The organism is Arcicella rigui (genome assembly GCF_034929435.1).
In the GTDB taxonomy this organism is placed as follows: Bacteria; Bacteroidota; Bacteroidia; order Cytophagales; family Spirosomataceae; genus Arcicella; species Arcicella rigui.
Genome location: NZ_JAYFUM010000016.1, coordinates 56,028 through 80,308 on the forward strand (window position 1 = coordinate 56,028; position 24,281 = coordinate 80,308).

General features: G+C 35.6%; 20 protein-coding genes. 9 read left to right on the forward strand and 11 right to left on the reverse strand.

The genetic code is table 11. From position 1 onward, the window contains the following. Positions 1 to 5: 5 nt before the first annotated feature. On the reverse strand, positions 6 to 569 hold the full coding sequence (locus tag VB248_RS13925) for an RNA polymerase sigma factor (protein WP_323297398.1): 564 nt from the start codon (positions 567 to 569) through the stop codon (positions 6 to 8). 154 nt (positions 570 to 723) lie between these two features. Between VB248_RS13925 and VB248_RS13930 the strand changes: the two genes are divergently transcribed. After that, on the forward strand, positions 724 to 1,590 hold the full coding sequence (locus VB248_RS13930; RefSeq protein ID WP_323297399.1) for an AraC family transcriptional regulator: 867 nt from the start codon (positions 724 to 726) through the stop codon (positions 1,588 to 1,590). Between the two features lie 134 nt (positions 1,591 to 1,724). Then, positions 1,725 to 3,008: a metallophosphoesterase gene (locus tag VB248_RS13935; RefSeq protein WP_323297400.1), complete on the forward strand. Its 1,284-nt coding sequence runs from the start codon at positions 1,725 to 1,727 to the stop codon at positions 3,006 to 3,008. Positions 3,009 to 3,078: 70 nt separating this feature from the next. Here VB248_RS13935 and trpC read toward each other — a convergent pair whose 3' ends face one another. From trpC to VB248_RS13970, 7 genes are all read right to left on the reverse strand, one after another. Continuing rightward, entirely contained in the window at positions 3,079 to 3,873 is a 795-nt protein-coding gene (trpC, locus tag VB248_RS13940) for an indole-3-glycerol phosphate synthase TrpC (RefSeq protein WP_323297401.1), read from the reverse strand. 15 nt (positions 3,874 to 3,888) lie between these two features. Further along, positions 3,889 to 4,875, reverse strand: coding sequence for an anthranilate phosphoribosyltransferase (trpD, locus tag VB248_RS13945; protein WP_323297402.1), 987 nt, complete (start codon positions 4,873 to 4,875; stop codon positions 3,889 to 3,891). Between the two features lie 44 nt (positions 4,876 to 4,919). Further along, entirely contained in the window at positions 4,920 to 5,486 is a 567-nt protein-coding gene (locus VB248_RS13950) for an anthranilate synthase component II (RefSeq protein WP_323297403.1), read from the reverse strand. Between the two features lie 80 nt (positions 5,487 to 5,566). Then, entirely contained in the window at positions 5,567 to 7,270 is a 1,704-nt protein-coding gene (locus VB248_RS13955; RefSeq protein WP_323297404.1) for an AIPR family protein, read from the reverse strand. A 25-nt stretch (positions 7,271 to 7,295) separates the two neighbouring features. After that, positions 7,296 to 8,720 (reverse strand): anthranilate synthase component I family protein, encoded by a 1,425-nt coding sequence (locus VB248_RS13960; RefSeq protein ID WP_323297405.1) that lies wholly within the window; start codon positions 8,718 to 8,720, stop codon positions 7,296 to 7,298. Positions 8,721 to 9,028: 308 nt separating this feature from the next. Further along, positions 9,029 to 9,430, reverse strand: a complete 402-nt coding sequence (locus VB248_RS13965; protein ID WP_323297406.1) for a putative toxin-antitoxin system toxin component, PIN family — start codon at positions 9,428 to 9,430, stop codon at positions 9,029 to 9,031. Next, positions 9,430 to 9,651: a hypothetical protein gene (locus tag VB248_RS13970; RefSeq protein WP_323297407.1), complete on the reverse strand. Its 222-nt coding sequence runs from the start codon at positions 9,649 to 9,651 to the stop codon at positions 9,430 to 9,432. The genes VB248_RS13965 and VB248_RS13970 overlap by 1 nt, the downstream gene beginning before the upstream one ends. A 37-nt stretch (positions 9,652 to 9,688) precedes the next feature. On the opposite strand from VB248_RS13970, the gene VB248_RS13975 reads away from it, so the two are divergent. Together VB248_RS13975 and VB248_RS13980 are read left to right on the forward strand one after the other, a co-directional pair. Continuing rightward, the gene (locus VB248_RS13975; RefSeq protein ID WP_323297408.1) at positions 9,689 to 9,838 is read left to right on the forward strand and encodes a hypothetical protein; all 150 of its coding nucleotides are present in this window, start codon (positions 9,689 to 9,691) and stop codon (positions 9,836 to 9,838) included. 67 nt (positions 9,839 to 9,905) lie between these two features. Next, positions 9,906 to 10,223: a hypothetical protein gene (locus tag VB248_RS13980; protein ID WP_323297409.1), complete on the forward strand. Its 318-nt coding sequence runs from the start codon at positions 9,906 to 9,908 to the stop codon at positions 10,221 to 10,223. Between the two features lie 75 nt (positions 10,224 to 10,298). Here the strand turns inward: VB248_RS13980 and purB are convergent, their stop codons facing one another. Continuing rightward, on the reverse strand, positions 10,299 to 11,645 hold the full coding sequence (purB, locus tag VB248_RS13985) for an adenylosuccinate lyase (RefSeq protein ID WP_323297410.1): 1,347 nt from the start codon (positions 11,643 to 11,645) through the stop codon (positions 10,299 to 10,301). Positions 11,646 to 11,904: 259 nt separating this feature from the next. Here purB and VB248_RS13990 point away from each other — a divergent pair, with 259 nt between their 5' ends. Next, complete coding sequence (locus tag VB248_RS13990; RefSeq protein WP_323297411.1) at positions 11,905 to 12,951, forward strand: sensor histidine kinase; 1,047 nt, start codon at positions 11,905 to 11,907, stop codon at positions 12,949 to 12,951. 273 nt (positions 12,952 to 13,224) lie between these two features. Here the strand turns inward: VB248_RS13990 and VB248_RS13995 are convergent, their stop codons facing one another. Beyond that, complete coding sequence (locus VB248_RS13995) at positions 13,225 to 16,347, reverse strand: glycoside hydrolase family 3 N-terminal domain-containing protein (protein ID WP_323297412.1); 3,123 nt, start codon at positions 16,345 to 16,347, stop codon at positions 13,225 to 13,227. 434 nt (positions 16,348 to 16,781) lie between these two features. Between VB248_RS13995 and VB248_RS14000 the strand changes: the two genes are divergently transcribed. The 3 genes from VB248_RS14000 (at position 16,782) to VB248_RS14010 (ending at position 21,930) form a co-directional block, all read left to right on the forward strand. Then, positions 16,782 to 17,384 carry an RNA polymerase sigma factor gene (locus VB248_RS14000; protein ID WP_323297413.1) on the forward strand — a complete coding sequence of 201 codons (603 nt, stop codon included), beginning with the start codon at positions 16,782 to 16,784 and terminating at the stop codon, positions 17,382 to 17,384. 46 nt (positions 17,385 to 17,430) lie between these two features. After that, positions 17,431 to 17,604, forward strand: a complete 174-nt coding sequence (locus VB248_RS14005) for a hypothetical protein (protein ID WP_323297414.1) — start codon at positions 17,431 to 17,433, stop codon at positions 17,602 to 17,604. A 372-nt stretch (positions 17,605 to 17,976) separates the two neighbouring features. Next, positions 17,977 to 21,930, forward strand: a complete 3,954-nt coding sequence (locus VB248_RS14010; RefSeq protein WP_323297415.1) for a S8 family serine peptidase — start codon at positions 17,977 to 17,979, stop codon at positions 21,928 to 21,930. A 137-nt stretch (positions 21,931 to 22,067) separates the two neighbouring features. On the opposite strand, the gene mazG is transcribed toward VB248_RS14010, so the two are convergent. Then, positions 22,068 to 22,874: a nucleoside triphosphate pyrophosphohydrolase gene (gene mazG / locus VB248_RS14015; protein WP_323297416.1), complete on the reverse strand. Its 807-nt coding sequence runs from the start codon at positions 22,872 to 22,874 to the stop codon at positions 22,068 to 22,070. Positions 22,875 to 23,075: 201 nt separating this feature from the next. Here mazG and sbcD point away from each other — a divergent pair, with 201 nt between their 5' ends. Continuing rightward, a complete protein-coding gene (sbcD, locus tag VB248_RS14020) occupies positions 23,076 to 24,278 on the forward strand; it encodes an exonuclease subunit SbcD (RefSeq protein ID WP_323297417.1) in 1,203 nt (400 codons plus the stop codon). The last annotated feature ends 3 nt before the right edge of the window (positions 24,279 to 24,281 follow it).

Sequence of the window (24,281 nt, forward strand, 5' to 3'; positions counted from 1 at the left end):
CTTTGCTAAGACTGTTGACTCATTGCTACTCGTAAAATTTCTACACCACGGTGAATATTGTTATTAACAGATTGATAATTAATAGACATCTTATTGGCAATTTCTTGGTTGCCTAATTTGTCAAAATAACGCATTTTGAGTGCTTGCGAAACCCTTGAAGGTAAAGTACTCAAGGCTTTTTCTAACTTAACAAAAACTTCTTCTTTCTCTTCGCTGTCATTGATAAAAGTATAGTGATACTTTTCTATTTGATAACCAAATTCAGCAAGGTTATCAAACGGAACTCCTGTGCGAGATTCGTTGATTTTTCGTACTAAATCATGGCGTAAAGACGTTTTTAAATACGGTTCAATGTGGTCTGTATCGGCTAAGTTATGTTTACGCAACCAAAGATTGACAAATAAATCTTGTACAGTGTCTCTGACTAACTCAATATCTTGAGATATTTTATTGCCATAGTTTACCAACACCTTATGATTTAATTGATAAATCAAGTTAAAAGCCTGTTGGTCTCCTTTTTTAAAACGTTGCCACAGCTCAAAATTATCGTAATGTTGACGCTTAATCATGTTAGATTCAGTTTACAAGCAAAATGTTTAGGAAAGTATTCATTACAAAGTGAACCCTTTTTTGTGAATTAAACTTTTCAATAATTAGTAGATTTTAATACTATATTAGCATTGTGTTAAAAAATTGAGGATATTCAGTAATAAATTACTTATAATGAAACCACTATTCAGAAAAGTTCAAATTATGCCTGAACAATCGTTCAGTACTAATAAAGATATTGTACCATATTTTTATAATCATTGGCATTATCACCCCGAAATCGAGATAGTGTATATCTATGAAGGAACGGGTACTTTGTTGGTAGGAAACGGTGTAAAGAATTATCGAGAAAACGATTTAATCATCATCGGTGCGAACGTTCCCCATTTTTTCAGAAGTGACCCCAAGTATTTTGAAGCGAATACTTCTTTGCTATCAAAATCGTCGGTAATTCATTTTAACCCTGCCTTTTGGGGCGATGGCTTTATGCAAATTCCTGAGACGATTCAGTTGAACGAATTATTTCAAAGAGCAAGAAGAGGTTTAATGATTGGGGGCAATAGAAAAGAAGAAATTGCAGAACTGATGAGCCAAATGCCCAATGTGCTTGGTATTGATAAAATCATTCAATTGTTGAAAATCTTGAGCTTTATTGCTCAAGCAGAAGAAGTAACTGAAATTTCAAAATCTGAATTTGACGTATCGCTCGACGAACATAATACTCGTAGAATCGACCAGATTTATTCTTTTTCACTCAATAATTTTACTCGTGAAATTACTTTAGAAGAAGTAGCCGAAGTTGCCAATATTAGTGTGAATTCATTTTGTCGCTACTTCAAAACACATACTCGAAAAACCTATTTTCAGTTTTTACAAGAACTCAGAATCGGTCATGCTTGCAAATTATTAGCAGGCGAAAAACTCAGTATTTCGCAAGTTGCCTTTGAAAGCGGTTTCAATAACCTTTCACATTTCAACCGTTCTTTCAAAACCATTATGCAAATGAAGCCACAAGCTTATCAAAAATTATATAAGCGTTAGCATTAACATTGTTTCCGAATCCTTTGTAGAATTTGCCGTTTATCATAAAAAAATGACCATTCAGAACCTCATTTTAAGATTTTGAGTTAAGAAAAAGTAGCATTTGTATAAACAGCCAAATCTTTCGTAGTCAAATGAATAAATTAATTATCATTCCCGTAGTATCACTCATCTTTTTATTGATTGATTGGTACGTATGGCAAGCCATAAAAGTATCTTTTCAGAATACCAGCGACAGCACACAAGCAATTACAAAGTATATTTTTTGGGGTTTGTCGGCCATTACTATTACTGGTATGTGGCTTTATAATTTTACACCGCCCGAATGGCTTGGTAAAAACCTCAGAACGATTATCATGGTAGGAATTTTCATCAATTATTTTTCAAAAATCTTTGTAATGATTTTCCTTTTGATTGATGATATAGTAAGACTCATTCGTTGGATTACTTCTAAATTCAGTAGCCCAGAACCCATTGTTGCCAACAATGATGCAAACTCAGCTCCCTCTGTATTAAATACGCCCATTACTCGTAGTGAATTTTTGATGAAAACTGCTGTTGTGGCAGGAACGATTCCAGCAGTGGCAATGACATGGGGAATTATTTCGGGGGCTCATGATTATCGAGTACGCAGAGTAAAATTAGCTTTGAAAAACCTTCCTAAAGAATTTGAAGGCATGACGATTGCTCAAATTTCGGATATTCACTCAGGCTCGTTTTTCAACCGTGTGGCTGTAAAAGGTGGAGTAGAAATGTTGATGAAAGAAAAACCTGATGTGGTATTTTTTACGGGCGATTTGGTGAATAATTTGGCAACTGAAGTACAAGAATACATTGATATTTTCAATAAAGTAAAAGCACCGCTTGGGGTTTATAGTACTTTAGGAAACCACGATTATGCCGATTATGTAAATTGGGGCGATAATTTGGCAGGGAAACGCAAGAACTTGAATGATTTGATGCACGCTCATAAAGTATTAGGATATGATTTGTTGATGGACGAAAATCGCTTTATTGAGCAAGGAAAAGAAAAACTGGCGATTATTGGCGTACAGAATATTAGCGGACAAAATCGTTTTCATACTTATGGAAATTTAGCAAAAGCCGTAAAAGGAACAGAAGAAGCTCCTGTGAAATTATTATTATCCCACGACCCAACGCATTGGGATAAAGAAGTAAATACAAAGTATAAAGATATTGACGTAATGTTTTCTGGACATACGCACGGAACACAATTTGGTATAACCGTAGGCGGAGAAACATGGACGCCTGCACAATATGTGTATAAGCAATGGGGAGGTTTGTACAAAGAAGGCGACCAACAATTGTACGTAAATCGTGGCTATGGCTATATTGGTTATCCGGGAAGAATTGGAATGCCACCAGAAATTACGGTTTTTGAATTGCAGAGAGCGTAGATTAAGGTAAATATTCAAAAAAAGCGACAAATCGGGAAGTCTTACTTCTCCGATTTGTCGCTTTTCTTTTTTAGCTTCTTACTTCATTTATAAATTTCTTCAAAGCCTCTGCTGGATTTTCAGTTTTCATAAAGGTTTCACCAATTAAAAACCCTTTATAGCCAACAGATTTCAGCAATTTGATTGTTTCTGCTTGAGAAATACAGCTTTCTGAAATTTTGATACATTCTGCTGGAATTTTTTCTGCTAATTCTAAGGAAGCATTTACATTTTGTTCTGCAAAATTTTTCAGATTACGATTGTTTACGCCTACTACATCAATGTACTGATTCAAACTGCGGTTCAACTCTTCTTCGTCATGGATTTCTAATAATGTTTCCATGCCTAACTCTTTCGTGAGTTTACCCAAATCTTTGATGCGTTGTGGGGTTAAATTGGCAGCAATTAATAAAATTACGTCTGCACCCAAAGATTTTGCTTCGATGATTTGGTACTCATCAATCATAAAATCTTTACGAATCATCGGAATTGTTGGGTTCGTGCGACGAGCCTTTAAAAAATCTTCACTTGTACCACCAAAAAACTCAAAATCCGTTAGTACCGAAAGACAAGCCGCACCAGCTTTTACATAACCAGCCGTTACTTCTTCCACCGTCACGTTTCCGTTGATGATACCTTTTGAAGGCGATTTTCTTTTAAATTCAGCAATGATTCCAGAAGAAGCAGGATTCAGTAAACTTGTCTTTAATGAATTATTAGTTTTAGCAAAAAAGCCACTTTTTTCTAATACTTGTACCGAAACTTGCTCTTTGCGTTGGGCTACTTCTTGTGCTTTATGGGCAATGATTTTATCTAAAATTGTCATTTCTCTTTAAGTATTTTACTGAATAAATTGCTTGAAACCTGCCAAAGCCTTGCCGCTTTCTAAAGACTCTTTGGCTTTCAACACGGCATCCGACAAACTTAAAGTATCGTCGGCACAGTATAAAGCCACGGCTGCATTCGCCAAAACTGCTTGGGTTTGGGCTTGTGTTCCTTTGTTTTCAAGAATATTAATTAAGATTTTCGCCGATTCTTCTACGGTACTTCCGCCATGCAAATCTTTTTGATTACATCTTGTAAAACCTAATTGTTCGGGCGAATACGTTGCTTCTCCTTTGGCAGTAATCAGTTTAAAATCAGAAGTAAGGGAAATTTCGTCGTATCCGTCTAAAGCGTAAACTACACCAAAGTTTTTGTAAGATTTCTGTAATAATTCTCCGTAAAGCTTCAATACATCCTGATTATACACGCCAGTAATTTGTTTTTCAACCTTAGCAGGATTCAGAATTGGCCCTAACATATTGAAAAAAGTTTTCATACCCAATTCTTTACGAATCGGCCCTACAAAACGCATAGCAGGATGAAACAGCGGAGCGTGTAAAAAACATATTCCAGAAGTTTCTATTTTCTGACGAAGGTAATCTTCTTCATTTCTAAATTTTACGCCCAAGTACTCCAAAACAGTTGAAGAACCCACTGATGAAGAAACACCATGATTTCCGTGTTTGGCAATTCTTTGTCCAGCACCAGCTACTACAAAAGAGGCTGTTGTAGAAATATTGAAAGTATCTTTGCCGTCGCCACCTGTTCCGCAAACATCCATTGGGTCGTAGTCAGAAAGGTCGATAATTAAGGCTAAATCCAACATAGCGTCACGGAAACCAGCTAATTCTTCCGAAGTAATCGGATTCATCATGTAGGTTGTTAGAAATGCTGCGATATGACTATTATTGGCTTCACCTCTGGCAATGATTCCAAGGGCAGCCTGAGCTTCTTCCTGTGTTAAAGAAATGCCTTCTACTCTTTTTTGTAAGTAACTTTTCATCTTTAATGAGCTGTTAGGGCTATCAGCTTTCGTTTGATTTTCTATTAAATTTTCACCCAGTTTTCCACCATTTTTACGCCATATTCTGTGAGATAGGCTTCTGGGTGAAATTGTACTCCTCTAACATCGTAGCGAGTATGAGCTTCTGCCATGACGAAGTTTTTTTCGTCGATAGCCGTAACTTTCAACTCGGCAGGCATAGTTTCTGGCACAACCGTCCAAGAGTGGTAACGGCATACGTTTACTTCGTTGGGTACGCCTTGAAAAAGTACTTCTGTTGGGTCGGTGATAATACATTTGGTAGTTACGCCATGGAGTACATCGCCCATATTGTGCAATTTTGCTCCGAAGGCCTCACCAATAGCTTGATGACCCAGACATACCCCAAAGATAGATTTTGTAGGAGCATACTCACGAATCACATCCAATAAAATACCTGCTTCTTCTGGAATTCCCGGGCCGGGCGAAAGCAAAATTTTATCATACTTCCCTACGGCTTCTAATGAAATTTTATCGTTGCGGAATACATCCACATCGTTGCCTAAATCTTTTAAGATATAGACTAAATTATACACGAATGAATCGTAATTATCAAGGACTAATATTTTCATGGTTGTATTTTTAGGCTGTCAGCTTTCGGCTATCAGCTATCATTTTTTATTACAGAAAGACGAATGGTGACACATAAGTACTAAGTTTTGGGAAAATAAAAGCTTTTACATCTATCTCCAAAAGTCTTTAATTTTGAAGTTTCTAAACTATCCAAATCGAAATCTGTAATACTTGTTATCTTCTCTGTAATTTTATTAATCACATTTTTTAAAGCTATTTCATCATTTAAAACTTTCAATATTTCTTCACAATCTTTCTCAGTTTGTTTGGACTCAAATTGAACATTTGAAATTTTTAATTCATATCTAAGCATCATTAAAATAAAGAACTTAAACTTTTTCAACTTTGAAGGTATTATACCTTTTTTTAAACATTCTTGTATTTTGAAGAATGCAAATGCAGCAGTATAGTATACTATTAATTTATCATTTGACCTAAACAATCTATTTTTAAACTCTTTGAATAATGTTCCAAAAAACCTTGTTGAGGTTTCAGGTTTCTCAAATACAAAACTTCCGATTACTTTAATCTGTGTTGCTTTGTCTATAATTCTGCTTTTTTCTACAGAATTACTTATGAATTGTTTAGATCTCCTTTCATAAAATAGTTGATTAGAACCTTTATAAGTTTTATAGTAATCTTCTAACTTTCTCTGAAATTCAGAAAATGCAATTAAGTCTTGTTCATTAATTGCTGTTTGACGATTTGTAGAACGAATTAATTTAGATGTTAAATCTATATCCGTACTACTCACTAATTTCAAAGATACATATACTGTATCATCTAATAATTCTCTACAGTTATATAAGACATGAGATGTTTGACAACCATTGATGATTTGATAGTTTGTAAGAGTAAAGGTGTTTCTTGAGGGTTTTATAGATTCTGTGACAATTGTAATACCATTATTTAGAAGGACAAAAGTCTCCTTATTTTCAGTGCTTAACGTATCCCTTATTTCTTTATTTACTGAGTTCTCCCCTTGGAAATCTCTTACATTATCATAAAACACATTAGGGATTATTGATTCTTCATCAGAAATTAACTTTAAAATCTCTTTCGCTTTAACTATTCCCAAATATGACTCAGTCACATTATTAATTTTAGGAATTGTTATTCTTTGTTCAAATTCGATTGATTTTTGTAAAGCTTGACCTAATTTTTTGTATCGATTTTGTAAGCTATTAGTATCAATATATTCAAAATAAATATTGTAGAATAAGTTCTCCCTTTTTATATCCTCAATAATTCTACTTTTAGTACTTTCTTGATTTTGATCTCCAATATAATTCCCTAATGATACATAAAATAAGTAACAATTAGGGTTTTCTTTAAACTTTGTAGAGTAATTGAAAATTAAATCAAATAGCTTCATTCTTTCCTTTGCAAGATTTGACCAAATTAATTTTCTATCTTGGCTTACAAAATCAGCAACAGCCCTACCAAATAGGACAATCTCTTTCAAGTCAAATTTTGAAGATGTTTTTGATTGGGTAAAATATACTTCTACAAATATTGAAGATAAAGATGCCATTTCTAAATATTCTTTCAATGCTTCATAGTCGGTAAATAGCTTCTTATCAATAACCAAAGCAAAACCATCAATTCCTATTGTGCCTTCATCTCCAATATTTAAATCATCAATGTCAATACTATCTTCAACCCTATGGTCAATGATAGTATAATTAACGAAATGCTCAAAAATTTTAGAATCATTGATGCTATCAGAAAAACTATTTTTTTCCCAAAAACTATCAATATAATTTTTTATTATTCTATCCATGATAACTAAGGTATTTTTAAATTCGTTAAATTCCCTCCGCTACTTCCAAAGCTTTTCTCAAAGCACCTAATTTCAATTTGATTTCTTGCATTTCGTTTTCAATCACCGATTTGGCTACTACGCCCATACCTGCTTGGTAATAAAGCGTATTATTTTTACTCATAAAAGTACGAATAGCAATGGCATGATTAAAGTTTCCGACAAAATCCATGTAGCCAATTGCTCCGCCGTAAATATGACGATTTACGTTTTCTAAACGATTGATGATACTCATCGCATTGTGCTTTGGCGAACCCGAAAGCGTTCCAGCAGGGAAAGTATCAGCCACCAATTGTAGCGGATTTGTTCCTGCCGTCATTTTTCCTGTTACTTTAGAAACCAAGTGAATGACGTGTGAATAAAACTGTACTTCTTTGAACGTCTCCACTTTTACCACATCCGAACTTCTTGACAAATCGTTTCTGGCTAAGTCAACCAACATCACGTGTTCAGCAGATTCTTTGGGGTCAGCCAAGAGTTCACGAGCCAATTCTGCATCTTTTTCATCATCGCCAGTTCTTCTGAAAGTACCTGCAATCGGGTGAATTTCAGCCATTCCATTCTTAATTCCGATTTGTTTTTCGGGCGAAGCTCCAAAAATTCTATACTTTTCATAATCGAAATAAAACATATAAGGCGATGGATTGATAGAACGCAAAGCACGATAGACTTGGAAATCGTCGCCTTCAAAAGTACGACTAAAACGACGAGAAGGTACAATCTGGAAGACATCACCACGTAAACAATGTTTGATACATTCCTGAATAATCACTCGCATTTCATCATCAGTATAATTTGTCACTTCTTCGCCCGTCAGTTTGAATGGTTTTGTAGCATAATGTGGCAAACCCAACAACATTTCCAGAAACTCCAAACCTTTTACTTTATCTGCTTCTTGTACTTTTTCACCACTGTATTGATGCTCGTATAAGTACATTTCATCTTTGAAATGATTGATAGCAATCACATAGCGATATACATAATACACGATAGAAGGCATTTCAGTGTTTTCGTTTTTCTCTTGAATTTCGATGTCTTCAAAATACTCAACAGCATCATAAGCAATATGCCCAAACATTCCGTTTGCCATCGGAGCGTAATCAGGCTGACGTTCCCACTCAAAGCGTTTGGCGAAATCCATTAAAGCTTTTACGGCATCTTTACGATTTGCCAGTGTAAAAGTTTCTGTACTTCCATCAGGAAAAGTCTGTGTAACAACGTCATTATCAATGATAATACTCGCCACAGGGTCGCAGGCGATATGGCTATAACCATGTTCCTTTCCGTGATAGTCGGCACTTTCTAAAATGACCGAATTTTTGAATTTATTACGCAATTTCAGAAAGATTCCAACGGGCGTAATGGTATCGGCTAAACGTTTCTTTTGGGTGGTTTTTACTGAAAAAGTCATGCTTATTTTTAGTGATTTTTAAAGAGCAAAGAAAAAGGCTTACTGGTTGAACAGTAAGCCTCTTCGTGAAGAAATATATCTTTATCGAAAATACATTATGATTCTGTTCAACGGACGTTCGTCAGTTGCCACCACCATGAAGTATTTTTGAAATTTGTTGTCATTTGCTTAAATTTTATTTTACAAACTTAGTATTTAAAAATTAGATTCAAAAAATATTCCTAAATTTTTACTGATAGAAATTGATTTTTGGTTTTGTTGGTCTTTGAAAAGTTATTGTAACAAATGAAATATCTTGCTTTAGAATTTCATAAAAGCTGTTTTAGGGAATCCATGCTAATTACTCGTACTTTTGGAAAAGGGATGTCCTCTAAAATTTTGAAATGCTTATCATGTGTGACAATATAATCAGCTTGACAAGCAATAGCACAATCAACAAACTTATTATCATCAACATCATTAAGCATTAATTCCCAATGATAATAAGTTGTTACCCAAATAGTATTTTTCAAATTGGGTAGTAACTCAAGTACGTTACTTGCTAAAGTAGGACTGTAAAAATTCCCTATTATCTCTTCGTACTCTTCTAATATTTCAGTGGTAATCCCTATCTCAAACAGTCCAGCAATTATTGCTTCAAATAACCATCTTGTTTTTGATAGTTTTGGAATGCTCACCATTAAGCAATTGGTATCAATGACTAATCGCATTACTGATATTTCGTTCTTTTATGAGTAACTAATGCTTTATCCAAGTCTTCCTGAGTCATTGCTTTTTCATCCCAAATTCTATCCATTTCTAAATCAATTTGTTTGGCAAAGTAATCTACCAACAATTGTTTAATATCTTCTTCTTGCTGATTACTGATAGGTCTTTCAAATATTTTCAGCATGAAGAGTTGCATTGAATTAAGTTTTGTTGCTGCTTCCATATCAATATTGGTCTTATTGATTCAAATTTAATAATAAATGATTAGAGTTGTAAGAAATACTTTACTCATTAAATCTATTCAAAATGTGCTTTTACCGTATAATAATTTTTCTAAAAAGATAAGTCAGTTTCTTTGGCGTTTTGAGGGAATTAATGGAATTTCACAAGAACTTACCCGAAAAGCTTAGAGGTTTTCAAGTAAGTTAATAAACCTAAAATATTTTACACAAATGTATTATTCAAACTAATGATAATATGAAAAGACTTAAAACCTGGGGAGAAAGAACCTATTTTGAATATGAAGATTCTGATAGTTCAAAAATTAGCATTTATTATGGTACTGATTTAAAGTGGAAAGTTGAACTTCATAGGAGCGACTACGAAAAACTAATCAAAGAGTTTTCTGGCAAAACTGTTCCAATAGGAACAAGTCTTGATAAACCACCAGTGGGAAGTGTAGGAGAATGGATAATGAAAAACTTAAAAACCAGTCAAATTGCCTATATTCTTGGAGCTATTTTAGTTGAAGAAGGATATGCGACTAAAAACGGGTCTGAGATTATTTTTAAGTAAAAGTATTACAGTTGTAAATAAAAAGGGCTTAGAAAAGTATTTCCTAAGCCCTTTTTTATTTTAGATAAAATCTACTTATTCCAACACGCCCACATAATTAAATGGTGTAATTCTTCTTAATTCATATTTTACTTTGTCGCTAACGTCTAAGCCGTCGATAAATTCTGAAATGGTTTTTTCGGTGATTTTGTCGTTTTTGCGTGTCAAAGCTTTCAAGGCTTCATAAGGCTGTGGATAACCTTCTCTTCTCAAAATCGTTTGAATTGCTTCTGCAACAACTGCCCAGTTATCTTCTAAATCTGCGTTGATGGCTTCTTGGTTTAATTCTAATTTATTCAAACCACGCAAGAGTGCCGTTAATGCAATTAATTGATGTGCAATTGGTACGCCCAAATTTCTAAGTACTGTCGAATCTGTTAAATCTCTCTGTAAACGAGATACGGGTAATTTTGCTGCTAAAAATTCATACAAAGCGTTGGCGATGCCTACGTTTCCTTCTGAATTTTCAAAATCAATTGGGTTTACTTTATGTGGCATTGCCGAAGAACCAACTTCGCCTGCTTTGATTTTTTGCTTGAAATATCCCATCGAAACATAAGTCCAAATGTCACGGTCTAAGTCTAAAATGATATTATTCAATCTTTTTAGGTTATCCATCAAGGCCGCTAAATTGTCGTAATGTTCAATTTGTGTGGTGTATTTGCTACGAACCAAACCTAAAGATTTTACGAAGTCATTTCCGAAAGCAATCCAATCGTTTTCTGGATATGCTACGTTATGAGCATTGAAATTACCTGTTGCTCCACCAAATTTGGCTGAGTACGGAATGGTTTTCAATAAATCCATTTGGCGTTCCATTCTTTCGGCAAATACCATAAATTCTTTGCCCAAACGAGTTGGCGACGCTGGTTGTCCGTGCGTGTGAGCCAACAAAGGAACATCTTTCCACTCTTCTGCCAAAGCTTCAATTTTGGCAATAGCTTCTTCTAATTTGGGTACTAATACTTCGTTCATTGCTTCTAACAAAGACAATGGAATGGCAGTATTATTTACGTCTTGTGAAGTAAGTCCGAAGTGAATAAATTCTAAATATTCGTTGATTCCGAATTTATCTAATTTATGTTTGATAAAGTATTCAACTGCTTTTACGTCGTGGTTGGTTACTTTTTCTGTTTCTTTAATCCAAAGAGCATCTTCTTCTGAAAAGTTGAGGTAGATGTCACGCAGTGCTGAAAACAAATCAGTATTGATGGCTTCTAACTGCGGTAATGGAATTTCGCAAAGGGCAATAAAGTATTCTATTTCAATACGGACACGGTACTTGATAAGCCCAAATTCAGAGAAAAAAGGAGCAAGGCTTTCTACTTGTTTGCGGTAACGCCCGTCAACGGGAGAAATGGCTGTTAATTGATTGAGTTGCATTTTGTAATGAGTGTTTGAGTGATTGAGCGATTGAGTGATGAATCCAACTCAATTATTCAATGACCTCAATGCGTTTAAGGAAAAAACAAAGGTACAAAAGAAATACGGAGCTACGATTTACGAAAGCATTTTAGCCTTCATTTTCATAAATTTAATACAAATTATCGCCAAAAAACATGAAACTTGCAGGATGTTTGTGAACTTCCTATTAGAGTAGAAAATTAATCGACAGAAATTTAATTCAGAAAAAGGCTTACTTATGCTTTTGAATCCCAAGTTATTAGCAACTTTATTGGCAGTAGTGATTGCCGCTTTTATTACTTCATTCCTTTCGTTTTTGCCCGAATCGAATGCCAATGTTTTATTTGTAAGTTTTATCGCTTCGTTAATTGTGGCGGGTATTCTTATCTATTTTGTGTTGGATTATTTAGTTTTTCAAGAAATCAACAAAATGTATGACTCTATTAACAAGCTGAAAATCAAAGATTTTGGTGTTAGTAGAAAGAAATTATACAAAAATAGCAACCCTCTGAAAAAACTGAATGATGAATTGTTTGTGTATGTTTCTAAGAAAGAACAAGAAGTAACCGAACTCAAGCGATTAGAAAAGTATCGTCGTGAATTTTTGGCAAATGTTTCGCATGAACTCAAAACGCCCATTTTTGCAGCTCAGGGTTTTGTGCATACTTTGTTGGACGGAGCGATGGACGATGAAAATGTCCGTGAACGATTTTTGATAAAAGCCGCTAAAAGTTTAGATGGTTTAGATATTTTGGTGAAAGATTTATTGACACTCTCGCAAATGGAAACGGGCGATATTAAAATGCACCGTGAGCGAGTGGATATTAAACAAATTACCAAAGAAGTATTCGAGCAATTGGAAGGAAAAGCCAAAGCAAAAAATACAACGCTACAAATAAAATCGCCTCAGCTACAAGTTTGGGTAAAAGCCGACGCACAAAGAATTGGACAAGTAATTACCAATTTGGTGGAAAATGCCGTGAAGTATGGCAACGAAAACGGAAAAGTAGAAGTACTTTTTGAAGAGGATAAAAAAGATTGGAAAGTATCTATCAAAGACAACGGCCCGGGCATTGCTCCAGAACATTTGAATAGAATTTTTGAAAGATTTTATCGAGTTGATAAAGCTCGTAGCCGTTCGGATGGTTCTTCTGGTTTGGGTTTGGCGATTGTAAAACATATTTTGAATGCTCACCGCACTAAAATTTCAGTAGCATCGAAACCAGAAAAAGGAACGACTTTTTCATTCAAACTGGAAAAAGAACAGCAGATAATTGTAGTTTAGATTTACTCATGGCATAAATGAGACCATGTGTATTAATAAATCTTGTGATGACACAGAGGAACACAGAGAATACTAAGAGTTTCACAGAGAAATATTATAATAAACTACTCTGTGAAACTCAGTAAAATCTCAGTTAAACTCTGTGTTAGAAAATTGTCCAATAATCAACGTAAGTAAAGTTGTATTTTTGCAAATAACTGATAATTAGCAATTCTAATCACTAATTACTATTGACTAATCACTTCAAAATTCAAAATTCATAACTCATAATTCTCACAGTCCTTTTTTGATAGCCTGATAAATTACTTCATTGATATTAGTTCTGATGTTCAAATCGTAGAGTTTTGAATTATTTCTTGTCGGATATACTCTGTTGCAAAGAAACACATATACCAATTGATGCTCAGGGTCAACCCAAGTATAAGTCCCCGTAAAACCAGAATGACCAAAACTTGAAGCACTGGCACTGGCTGCGGCACTTACACCTGCACGTTTACGGTCGGGCTTATCAAAACCAACACCTCTTCGGCTATTTACTTCAACTGGGAAAGGATAGGCTGTCCACTCTTTCATCGTTGATTCTTTGATAAATTGAGTACCGCCATAATAGCCATTTTGCAAATACATTTGCATTAGTTTTCCTAAATCCTGAGCCGTTCCAAAAAGTCCTGCATGACCCGACACTCCGCCCAACATAGAAGCACCTTCGTCGTGAACTGTGCCATGTACCAATGTTTTTCTATACAAAGAATCGTACTCAGTAGGGGCAATTCTTGCAATTGGAAAATGTTGAAGTGGGTTATAAGTAAGCGTATTTGCTCCCAAAGGTTTGTAGAAAGTATCTTTCAAGAATGATTCAAAACTTTTTCCTGTAAGGCGTGGAATAATGGCTGGATACATGAAGTAAGACAAATCTGAATAAACATATTCTTTTTTCTCTCTCAAAGGCGAGTCTTCAATGGCTTTGTATAGAGTTTTGTAATAGTCTTTATGCAACCAAAGGTTTTCTACGATTTCCACCGAGTAGTCACCAGATTTTGTATAAGAGAAAGTTTTCGGCTTCCAGATGGTTGGGTCTTTTACTAAATTGATACATTCTTTCCAAAGAGCTTTGTCTGTTTGAATTGCCTGACAAATTCTCGCCAAAGCTTTTTTACGACGAAACAGTTTGTCCCAGAAAGTAAAAGTATATTTATCTGAATACTTCTCTTTATAGATTTTACTTGCTAATACCATTTTGGTAGAGTCGATACAATCCATCCAGAAAGGAATAAATGCTCTTAGACGAGCCTGATGCGTAAGAATATCTTTATAAACCAAAGAAGCTTTATTTGAATTTGCCCAATCAGGAATCAATTCGCCCATCGTTGTATTTAATGAGAATTTACCTTCGTCTTCCATTTTCATCATCGCAGGTACAGAAGTACTGATTTTGGTAATGGAAGCCAAATCATATAAATCGTTTGTGGAGGTGGGCTGAGTACTTTCGTAAGTTTGTTTTCCGTAGGCTTTGTGTAAAATCACTTTGCCATTTTTGGCTACAAAAACAACTGCTCCTGGCGTAGCTTTTTGTTTAATGGCTTCATTAACGATAGAATCTACTTTTACAGTAAAGTATTTTGAATCTATCCCAACAGCTTCGGGTGTTGCGTATTGAAAACGTTTCAAAGCTTGTGTTTTGATACCGTCATTGTATCTGAAAGTCATGTTTACGCCCACAGGTAATTTCCCTTTTGCCCCGATTGCCCCAAAAATCAATTCTGCCACCGCTACTGACTCGTGCATTTGTGGACTTTCTTGATAAGTAGTAATTAAAGCTTTGGCTTTATCTAAATTTTCGAATTTGGCTAAAGTATAAGCGTTTGAGAAAAGCGAAACGATAGTTTTAGACGAATTAGCAAATTCTTTTACCAACTCTTGAATTTTTGGCTGAATACTATAATTTTTTGCAGGACGAACCGACTGACCATTCACAGCCATTAAAACCAAATTGTAATTTTTCAAAGAGTCTCTTACCGCTTGAATCGCTTCCTCACTTGAGGTTTCGTCTAAATTAAAATGCTGTACACTGGTATAATTCGCAAGCATTTTTTGAAAATCAGTAGGTTTTTTGCTACCAAAAGTTGGCGTACCGATATTCAATGAAGCAATTTTTAAAGTATCTAAATTTTTAAGAGGAATAATATTATCGTCATTTTTCAAAAGAGTAATGGTTTCTTCTGCGAAAGTACGATTCAATACTTCTGATTTTTTAGGATTTAAGTCTGCAATTAAATTTTTAATTTCAATCGGTTGATACTTGTCTAAACCAGCCCAAGCTTTTGCCGTAAGGATTCTTTTTACTCTTAAATCAATATCAGCTTGCGAGATATCGCCTTTTTCTAAAGCCTTTTTGATGGCATTAAAAGCCGCAGGCACATCCATGAACGTTTCTAAAATATCATTGCCAGCCAAAATAGCTTTTACATTTGCTGTACCTTCTGGAAAGAACTTTACAGCTCCTTGCATATCCATCGCATCTGTAAAAACCAAACCTTTAAATCCTAAATCTTTACGAAGTAAGTCTGTTACGATATTATTAGATAAAGTTGAAGCTAAATTTTTAGTAGTGTCTAATGAAGGAATACTGAGATGAGCCACCATCACACCTTGTAAACCATTTTTAATTAATTCACGGTATGGATAAAGTTCTAAGGAATCTAATCTTTCACGATTGTGAGGAATAATGGGTAAATCAGAGTGCGAATCTACGCCTGTATCGCCATGTCCGGGGAAATGTTTGGCAGAAGTAATAATACCTCCTTTTTGTAAACCACGCATATAAGCCAAAGCTTTTGCCGTTACTTTTTCACGATTTTCACCAAAGGAACGGAAGTTGATAACAGGGTTGTTTGGATTATTATTAACATCAACCACAGGAGCATAATTGATGTGTACACCCATTCGCTTGCATTGTTGGGCAATTTGTAAGCCCATTTCTTCTAACAATTGCTCGTTGCCTTGCATTGCTCCCAAAGTCATCTGATATGGAAAACGAACAGTACTGTCTAAACGCATCTCTAAGCCCCATTCCAAATCCATGCCGACCAAAAGCGGTACTTTCGACATCGCCTGTAATTTATTGACCAATAAAGCTTGAGCCGTTGGGCGATTTCTAAAGAAAACAAAACCCCCTACATGATAATCTCTCACAATTTTATACAAACGAGCTGTATCGTATTCATAACTATAATTGCCTCTTGGCATCATTAACTGACCAATTTTTTCATCAGTCGTCATTGATTTAAAAACAGAATCCACCCAACGCTGATTGGCATTTGGAAATAAGTCTTGGGCTTTTAGTTGAATACTGATAGAAAAACAAAATAGTAGTGCAATGAAGCTGCGTTGTTTCATATAGATTTTTGATTTGTTTACCTTGCAATTTAAGCAAAAATGTGGGCAAATCTTTAAGAACTCCATTTCAGAAGCAGGACAGAAATCTCTTGAATACAACAATTCGATATATTTTTGAATATTTAAAAAATGTTAAGAAAAAAAAATATCTATTAACAGAACAATATTTTACCAAAAAAATGAAAACAATATTTAATTTTGTATGTTATTGATAAACAGAGATTAATAAATGTTTTAAGTATATTTTCATTGTTAATGTTTGTTAATGCTTTGAAAAAAATTATTGTTTTTTTGGGAATTATTGTCACAACGACTATCTTTGAATTAACCAATCAGAAATACTTCAGTAAAAGAGTTTCGATATTCACTAAAATAAAAATATAGGAGATATACTATGATATAAAGCTTTACGTTAACTAAATAGATTTATCAAAATGGAAAAAATCCATGTTAACGACAGCGAACTTGTATCACGCTATATCAAAAACAGTGACGAAAAAGCATTTGAAACTCTTGTTCGTCGATACAAATCCAAAGTTTATACTACGATTTACTTAATTGTTAAAGACACCTTCGTGGCCGAAGATTTAATGCAGGATACCTTCATTAAAGCTGTAGATGTGCTTCGTTCGGGTAAATACAATGATGAAGGAAAGTTTTTGCCTTGGGTGCTCAGAATTGCACACAACATGGCAATAGACTATTTCCGTCGTGATAAACGCTATCCAAATGTCGTATTCGAGGATGGTAGTAGTGTGTTTAATACGCTTGATTTTGCGGAAGATTCTTATGAAGATTTGCAAATTCGTAATGAGTCGCACGCACATCTTAGAGACCTGATAAAACGTCTTCCTGACACACAAAGAGAAGTGTTGGTGATGCGTCATTACGAAGATATGAGTTTTCAGGAAATTGCTGATGCTACGGGGGTAAGCATCAATACGGCATTAGGAAGAATGCGTTATGCGTTGATAAATCTACGCAAAATGATGAGCAAACATTCTCCGAGCTATGATACAAACCTTTACGCAGCATGATGTTGTCCGTTACGTCTATGAAGAAACAACGGAAGATGAAAATCTTATGATTCAGGACGGCCTCGTCCACGATTCAGAGATGTTAGAGTTTTATTTAGATATGCTTGATGTAAAAGCAGGTTTAGATAAAAGCTATCAAGAACCTTCAGAAAGAAGTGTAGATAGAATCCTTACGTATTCAAGAAATTTTTCCCAGAGCCATCATACCTCAGCTAAATAACTAAGGTACGATGGCTTTGTCTTTTTTGTTTATGTAGGTAATTGGATAAATCATGCAAATGGTTTATCCACAGTATTTTATTGGTTTTATCGTAGGTTCTGAATGACATTACATACATCTATTCATTCATGATGTAATTCTATTCCCTCGCCTGCCCAGTATAAAAATACTTCGGTAAAGTACCTATCTGAAAATCAATACGTATTTTGATAAACCTTTTTCCCTCTCAATTGTATTACTGTTAAATGTAAAGTATTATTTCAACTCTAAGCAACGGTTTTGTTTATGGGCTTGTCTTGACTAATAAATCAACATCAAAAAAAGATATTGATTTCTTTTCCAAAAATTACCTATCCATCCTAATATAATCAAATGAAAAGATTGCTTACACTAATACTTCTATGTATTACATTCGCTTCCTTCAGCCAAGAACGAACTCTGTACAACACTTCACAACAAAAAAAACTAAAGGATTTATCATCAGAAATTTCCAGTCAACAAAGCCTTACGCTTCAAAATGCCAACAAACTGGCTACTGAAAAAAAATGGAAAACAGACGGGCATCTTCGTAATGACAGAACTTTTAAATTGATGGGTTTGGATGCTACTGGTCATCCGCTGTACTTAGCTACTGAGAGCAATGCAAAAGCAGCGATTACAACTCGTACCAATTTACTATATGCTGGCGGTTCGTTGGGTTTGTCTTTGAGTGGGAATAGTTCGTCGGTTATCAATAAGCTTGGCGTTTGGGATGGCGGTGGAGTACTTACTACTCATCAAGAGCTTACTTCGAGGGTTACTCAGCAAGATAAAGTATCAGGTACAGAAGCCCATTCAACCCATGTTGCAGGTACAATGGTGGCTCAAGGAGTAGCAGCACTTGCCAAAGGAATGGCTTTTGGGGCAAATCTTAAAGCTTGGGATTATAATAGTGATGCAACAGAAATGGCGAACGCTGCTTCAAATCTATTGATTTCAAATCACTCTTATGGTTATTTGGCTGGTTGGAGCTATGATTCAGACTTAAATGCTTGGGTTTGGTACGGAAATACTTCAATTAGTCAATACGAAGATTATAAATTTGGTTTTTATGATAGTAATACTCAAGCTTGGGATAAAATTGCTTATAATGCACCGTACTATTTAATTGTAAAATCAGCTGGAAACAACAGGGGAGAAACCGGTCCAGAGGCTGGCGAAACCTATTATTTAGCCAGTTCAAACGACACCAGTAAGGTAGTACGTAGCAAAAATGATGGCTACGATATTATCGCTACAACAAGTACGGCTAAAAATATTCTAACTGTTGGGGCAGTAAACGGAACGAATGGGGTAGCTCCTTTACAGTCTTCGGATATTCAAATGTCTTCGTTTAGTAGTTGGGGGCCAACTGATGATGGGCGTATCAAGCCCGATATTGTTGCTGTTGGGGTTGATATTTTATCAAGTACTAACACTTCAACAAGTAGTTATGCTGTTTATAGTGGTACTTCAATGGCTTCGCCACAAGCTGCAGGAAGTATTTTACTCTTGCAGGAATTGTATGCCAAACAGAACGATGGTTTACTGATGCGTTCATCTACTTTGAAAGGTTTGGTGATTCATACAGCAGATGATGCTGGAAATGAAGGCCCAGATTATATTTATGGATGGGGTTTGCTAAACATGGAAAAAGCAGCCAAAGCTATTTTGAATACAGATAAAACCTATTCAATTACAGAAAGAACATTAGCTACTGGACAAACTTATACCCAAAAAATAGTGGCTTCGGGTAAAGAAACCTTAACGGCTACTATTTGTTGGACAGACCCCGAAGGAACAGCTACTACTGTAAGTGCTTCAAATTTGAACAACCGTACTCCTAAATTAATTAATGACTTAGATATTAAAATCTCGGATGGTACAAACAATTATTTACCTTTTGTATTAGACCCCGACAGACCAAGTGTGGTGGCCAGTAAAGGAGATAATATTAGAGATAACGTTGAGCAGATTCTTATTCCTGACGCAATGCCGGGAAAAACTTATACGATTACGATTAGCCATAAAAATACTTTAAAAAATACTTCTCAAGATTATGCTTTGATTTTGAGTGGTATTGGTGGTACAGAATATTGTGCTTCAACACCCGTAACTATACAAGATAATATCGAAAGCGTAAAAATTGGAGATTTGACAAGTGGCTATACGGTTTCTTCTTCTCAACAAATACCCTTAGAAATTATGTTTAAAAGTACCAATGCCAAAAATACGCTCGTGTACATCGACTGGAATATGAATGGTGTTTTTGATGAAAAAACGGAATTGGTAGCCAGTGCATTAAATCTTTCAGGGGCTTTGAAAGCGACTATTAATGTTCCTGCTGGATTGACTATTGGAAGTGCTACGTTGATGCGGATTGTTTCAAGCGACAATGTGCCACTTTCTAATTTAGCAAGCTGTGGTACTTATGTGGAAGGTGTTACGAAAGACTATAAAATTACTTATGTTAGACCTGCCAATGATTTAGCCGTAACCGCTTTAGTTACGCCCGAAAGCAGTAATTTCTGTGTAAGCTCAACAGGTACTGTTTCTGTTTCTTTGAAAAATTTAGGGACAAAACCTCAGAAAAATGTAGTGGTTTCTGTGAAAATTTCCACAGAATCTGGCACCCTTACTACGCTAACGGGTACTTATCAAGATTCAATTAAAGTATTTTCAGAAGTAACCTTAGCTCTCAATGGTACATTTAATGCCAAAGCAGGCTCTAATTATGTTTTTGAAGTGAATGTGACTTTGGCGGGCGACCAAGATTTAAGCAACAATACTCAAACTTATACTCGTCAGATTTCTGTTTCTCCAACGCCAACAACTGCTCAAGCAATTATTTGTGAAGGAGCAAGTACCTTAACTGTATCAGGTACTTCGTCATCTACTTTGCTTTGGTACGATGCACAAACGGATGGGAATTTACTTTTTACAGGTAATTCTGGGAATTTTACTAAACCCGATAATCTTTCTAAAGTATATGTTGGCATCAATGATATAAATACTTCATTCGGTCCGAAAGATAAATATACTTTTGGTGGAGGTACTTACTATGATAATTTTGGACCGGAACCTATCATCGTTACACAAACGCCTTTGGTTATAGAAAGTGCCAGAGTATATGTAGGAACATCTGGTAAAATTACTTTTACGATTTACCGTCTTTCAGATTCAACGCCAATTTCTTCAGTAACTTTTGATGTTACCGCTACTCGAACCAATAGTAACGCTACCAGAAGCAATGGTCAGTTAATCGACGATACTACCGACCAAGGCGTAGTATTGCCTTTAAACTTGGCGATTCCTGCCGCAGGTACTTATGTGCTGTCGCAAGAGTGTACCAACGGAGCATCTATTTATAGAAGTAACCTCAATGCAAATTCAACCGTTTCGGGAGCAGATATTGCGGGTTATCCCTTTAATATTCCAAACGTTATCAGTATAACAGGAGCTTTGTTCAATGGAAGTTCTATCAAAACAGGCTATTATTATACTTATGATATGAAAATCAAGTCTTATGGCTGTCCGAGTAATAGAGCTGAAGTAGCTATTACTACAAAAGCAGCTCCTAAAGCAAGTGTTACGCCATCGTCAAACTTTAGTATTTGTTTGAACGACACCAAAACAATCAGTGCAAGTACTGGTACAAACTATACTTATCAATGGTTGTTGAATGGTAGCAATATTGCAGGTGCTATTTCTTCTACTTATAATGTTGGTCAGGCTGGTTCGTTCAGTGTGAAAGTTACTGAAAATGGACTTTGTTCAGCTACTTCTTCGGCAGTTGTGGCTTCTGTATATGCTTCTCAAACACCACAACTTACTTTGAGCGGAGCTACACTTTCGCTTTCGTCGGGTTCAAATCCGAGTTGGTATTACAACGGAAATCTAATGAGCGACGCCACTACCAGTAGCATTGTTCCTTTAGCTTCTGGTGTGTATCAAGCAAAAGTAACAGACACTAATGGCTGTACAGTGTATTCGAGTAGTTATGTGTTTACGATAACGGCGGTTGAAGATGAAGTAGTAACGGATGAAATTGCCAAAATTTTCCCGAATCCTGCTCGTGAAAAATTCAAAGTAGAGTATGCCGACCCACAAAATAATCCAAAATACGTTTTTGCAGAACTTATCAATATTATTGGAATACCTGTTTCTTCACAAGAATTGGTAAAATCAAAAGGTGTTTATACGGGCGAATTTGATGTTTCAAGAGAAACCGCAGGTAAGTTTTTTATCAGACTTACTTCCGATAAAGCCACTAAAGTAATTCCTTTGGTCGTAAGTGCAACGAACTAAGTTATCAGCTATGAGCCTTGAGCAGTGAGCTTTGAGCTTTTTAGACTTTACGTCATCAAGGCTCAAAGCTCAAGGCTTAAAACTCATAGCTCAAGGCTCAAAACTTATTGCTCATAGCTCAAAGCTCAAAGCTGATATCACAAACTCTTAGCTTCTTCCCAATACACATCCATTTCAGCCAAAGTCATATCTTGCAAAGTTTTCCCTTGTTCTTTTGCTCTGCTTTCTAAATGTTGAAAGCGTTTGATGAATTTTTTATTGGTTCTTTCCAAAGCTGTTTCTACATTAATGTTGATAAATCGAGCATAATTCACCAATGAAAAGAGTAAATCGCCAAATTCGGCTTCGGCTTTTTCTACATTGATTGCCGCATTATCCACCACATTGAATTCTGCTTTGAATTCATTCATTTCTTCTTCTACTTTTTCCCAAACTTGCTGTTTTTCTTCCCAATCAAAACCTGCTCCACGAGCTTTCTCTTGAATTCGCATGGCTTTTACCAAAGCTGGTAGCGATTTCGGAACGCCTTCCAAAACCGATTTATTACCTTCTTTTAGTTTCAAGGCTTCCCAGTTTTGTTTTACTTGGGCTTCGTTTTCTACTTTTACATCTCCATAAATATGCGGATGGCGATGTATCAATTTCTCGCAAAGTCCATTCAAAACATCAGCTATATCGAAAGTATTGGTTTCAGAGGCAATCTTTGAATAGAAAACCAAGTGAAGCATAATATCGCCAATTTCTTTCTTGATTTCTTTCATGTCGCCCTCGATAATGGCATCCGAAAGTTCATAAGTTTCTTCAATCGTCAAATGTCTTAGCGATTCTATTGTCTGTTTTTTATCCCACGGACACTGCTCTCGGAGTTCGTCCATTACCGTAAGCAAACGGTCGAAAGCGATTAATTGTGCCTGTCGTTTTTCTGATAAAGTGTCAAAATTCATAAGCTATTTTTTTGAATACAAAAGTAAGTATTTGAGCTGGTTAAACCGCCCAAAGCATCGACTTCATTTCTGTTACGATACTTTTCAAAATCAAATTTTAAGAAGGATAAAGGAATGTTAAAAGAATCAAATCATTCAATTTTTTGGCTAAAACACCATAATAATTCGCTAATTTGCATGCTTTAATTTCAATGAAAAAACATGAAAATTCTACATACTGCCGACTGGCATTTTGGGAAAAAACTCCATAAGTACGACCTTCACGAAGACCATCAAATGTTTTTGGAATGGCTGATTGCCCTTATCCAAGAACGAAAAATTGACGTTTTATTGATTTCTGGGGATGTTTTCGACCTCGCCAATCCGCCTGCCGAAGCCCGAATTTTGTATTACTGGTTTTTACGACAAATGATTTTGCAAAAATGTAAAATCATCATCACGGGTGGAAACCACGATTCGGTGTCGATGTTGAATGCTCCCAAAGATATTTTGTCGATGTTGGATGTAATCGTAGTTGGCGGAGCTACGCCCAATATTGAAGATGAAATCATTGATTTAAAAGACCTCATTATTTGTGCAGTTCCTTACTTGCGTGATGCAGATTTGCGTCAGGCGGTTGAAGGCGAAACTGCCACAGGTCGTGTTGAAGCCGTTCGAAATGGAATTAAAAATCATTATGACCAATTAGCCAATATTTGTCAAGAACGTTTCCCGAATACGCCCGTGATTGCGATGGGACATTTGTACGCCAACGGTTCGGTAGCTTCTGAATCTGAACGAGAAATTCAGATTGGAAATTTGGCGGCTTTTGAAGGAAATGATTTTTCAGAAACCTTCGATTATGTGGCTTTGGGGCATATTCATCGCCCACAAAAAGTAGCTGGCAAAGAAAATATTCGTTACTCTGGTTCGCCGATTGCCTTGAGTTTTAGTGAAAAAGATGATTTAAAAATTGTCATTGAACTGGAAGTTTCAGCAGGAAAAATTCAAAAAATAGAAGAAATTCCTGTACCCAAAAATAGGATGTTGAAGAAAATTTCAGGCGATTTCGAGAAAGTAAAAAGTCAACTCAGTAGCTTTCAAAACGAATTGCCGCTGAAAGCTTTTTTAGAAATTGAAGTAACAGAAGAATTACACAATCCGATTTTGACCAGAGAGTTGAACGATATTATTGCAGTTTTTGAAGATGAAAACGCAACCGTTTTGAAACACAGAATTTCATTCAAAAATGAAGTAAGTAGCACCGAAGAACTATTTTTTGAAGGACAAAACATTGATGACATTAACGAAACCGAGATTTTGAAGCGAAGATTAGAAAAAGAAAACGGACTTTCGGAAGAGCATCAGGCTTTGTTGATGGAGGCTTTTGTGGAATTATTGCAAAAAGTAAAAGAGGAAAACTAAGCG

Coding starts and splice junctions, on each gene's coding strand:
- VB248_RS13975 (WP_323297408.1), top strand. CDS start 9,689: ATGATTAGAGTTGTAAGAAATACTTTACTCATTAAATCTATTCAAAAT.
- VB248_RS13930 (WP_323297399.1), top strand. CDS start 724: ATGAAACCACTATTCAGAAAAGTTCAAATTATGCCTGAACAATCGTTC.
- VB248_RS13995 (WP_323297412.1), bottom strand. CDS start 16,347: ATGAAACAACGCAGCTTCATTGCACTACTATTTTGTTTTTCTATCAGT.
- sbcD (WP_323297417.1), top strand. CDS start 23,076: ATGAAAATTCTACATACTGCCGACTGGCATTTTGGGAAAAAACTCCAT.
- VB248_RS13965 (WP_323297406.1), bottom strand. CDS start 9,430: ATGCGATTAGTCATTGATACCAATTGCTTAATGGTGAGCATTCCAAAA.
- VB248_RS13960 (WP_323297405.1), bottom strand. CDS start 8,720: ATGACTTTTTCAGTAAAAACCACCCAAAAGAAACGTTTAGCCGATACC.
- VB248_RS13950 (WP_323297403.1), bottom strand. CDS start 5,486: ATGAAAATATTAGTCCTTGATAATTACGATTCATTCGTGTATAATTTA.
- VB248_RS13970 (WP_323297407.1), bottom strand. CDS start 9,651: ATGGAAGCAGCAACAAAACTTAATTCAATGCAACTCTTCATGCTGAAA.
- VB248_RS13955 (WP_323297404.1), bottom strand. CDS start 7,270: ATGGATAGAATAATAAAAAATTATATTGATAGTTTTTGGGAAAAAAAT.
- VB248_RS13990 (WP_323297411.1), top strand. CDS start 11,905: ATGCTTTTGAATCCCAAGTTATTAGCAACTTTATTGGCAGTAGTGATT.
- VB248_RS14005 (WP_323297414.1), top strand. CDS start 17,431: ATGATTCAGGACGGCCTCGTCCACGATTCAGAGATGTTAGAGTTTTAT.
- trpC (WP_323297401.1), bottom strand. CDS start 3,873: ATGACAATTTTAGATAAAATCATTGCCCATAAAGCACAAGAAGTAGCC.
- trpD (WP_323297402.1), bottom strand. CDS start 4,875: ATGAAAAGTTACTTACAAAAAAGAGTAGAAGGCATTTCTTTAACACAG.
- VB248_RS13935 (WP_323297400.1), top strand. CDS start 1,725: ATGAATAAATTAATTATCATTCCCGTAGTATCACTCATCTTTTTATTG.
- VB248_RS13925 (WP_323297398.1), bottom strand. CDS start 569: ATGATTAAGCGTCAACATTACGATAATTTTGAGCTGTGGCAACGTTTT.
- VB248_RS14010 (WP_323297415.1), top strand. CDS start 17,977: ATGAAAAGATTGCTTACACTAATACTTCTATGTATTACATTCGCTTCC.
- VB248_RS13980 (WP_323297409.1), top strand. CDS start 9,906: ATGAAAAGACTTAAAACCTGGGGAGAAAGAACCTATTTTGAATATGAA.
- purB (WP_323297410.1), bottom strand. CDS start 11,645: ATGCAACTCAATCAATTAACAGCCATTTCTCCCGTTGACGGGCGTTAC.
- VB248_RS14000 (WP_323297413.1), top strand. CDS start 16,782: ATGGAAAAAATCCATGTTAACGACAGCGAACTTGTATCACGCTATATC.
- mazG (WP_323297416.1), bottom strand. CDS start 22,874: ATGAATTTTGACACTTTATCAGAAAAACGACAGGCACAATTAATCGCT.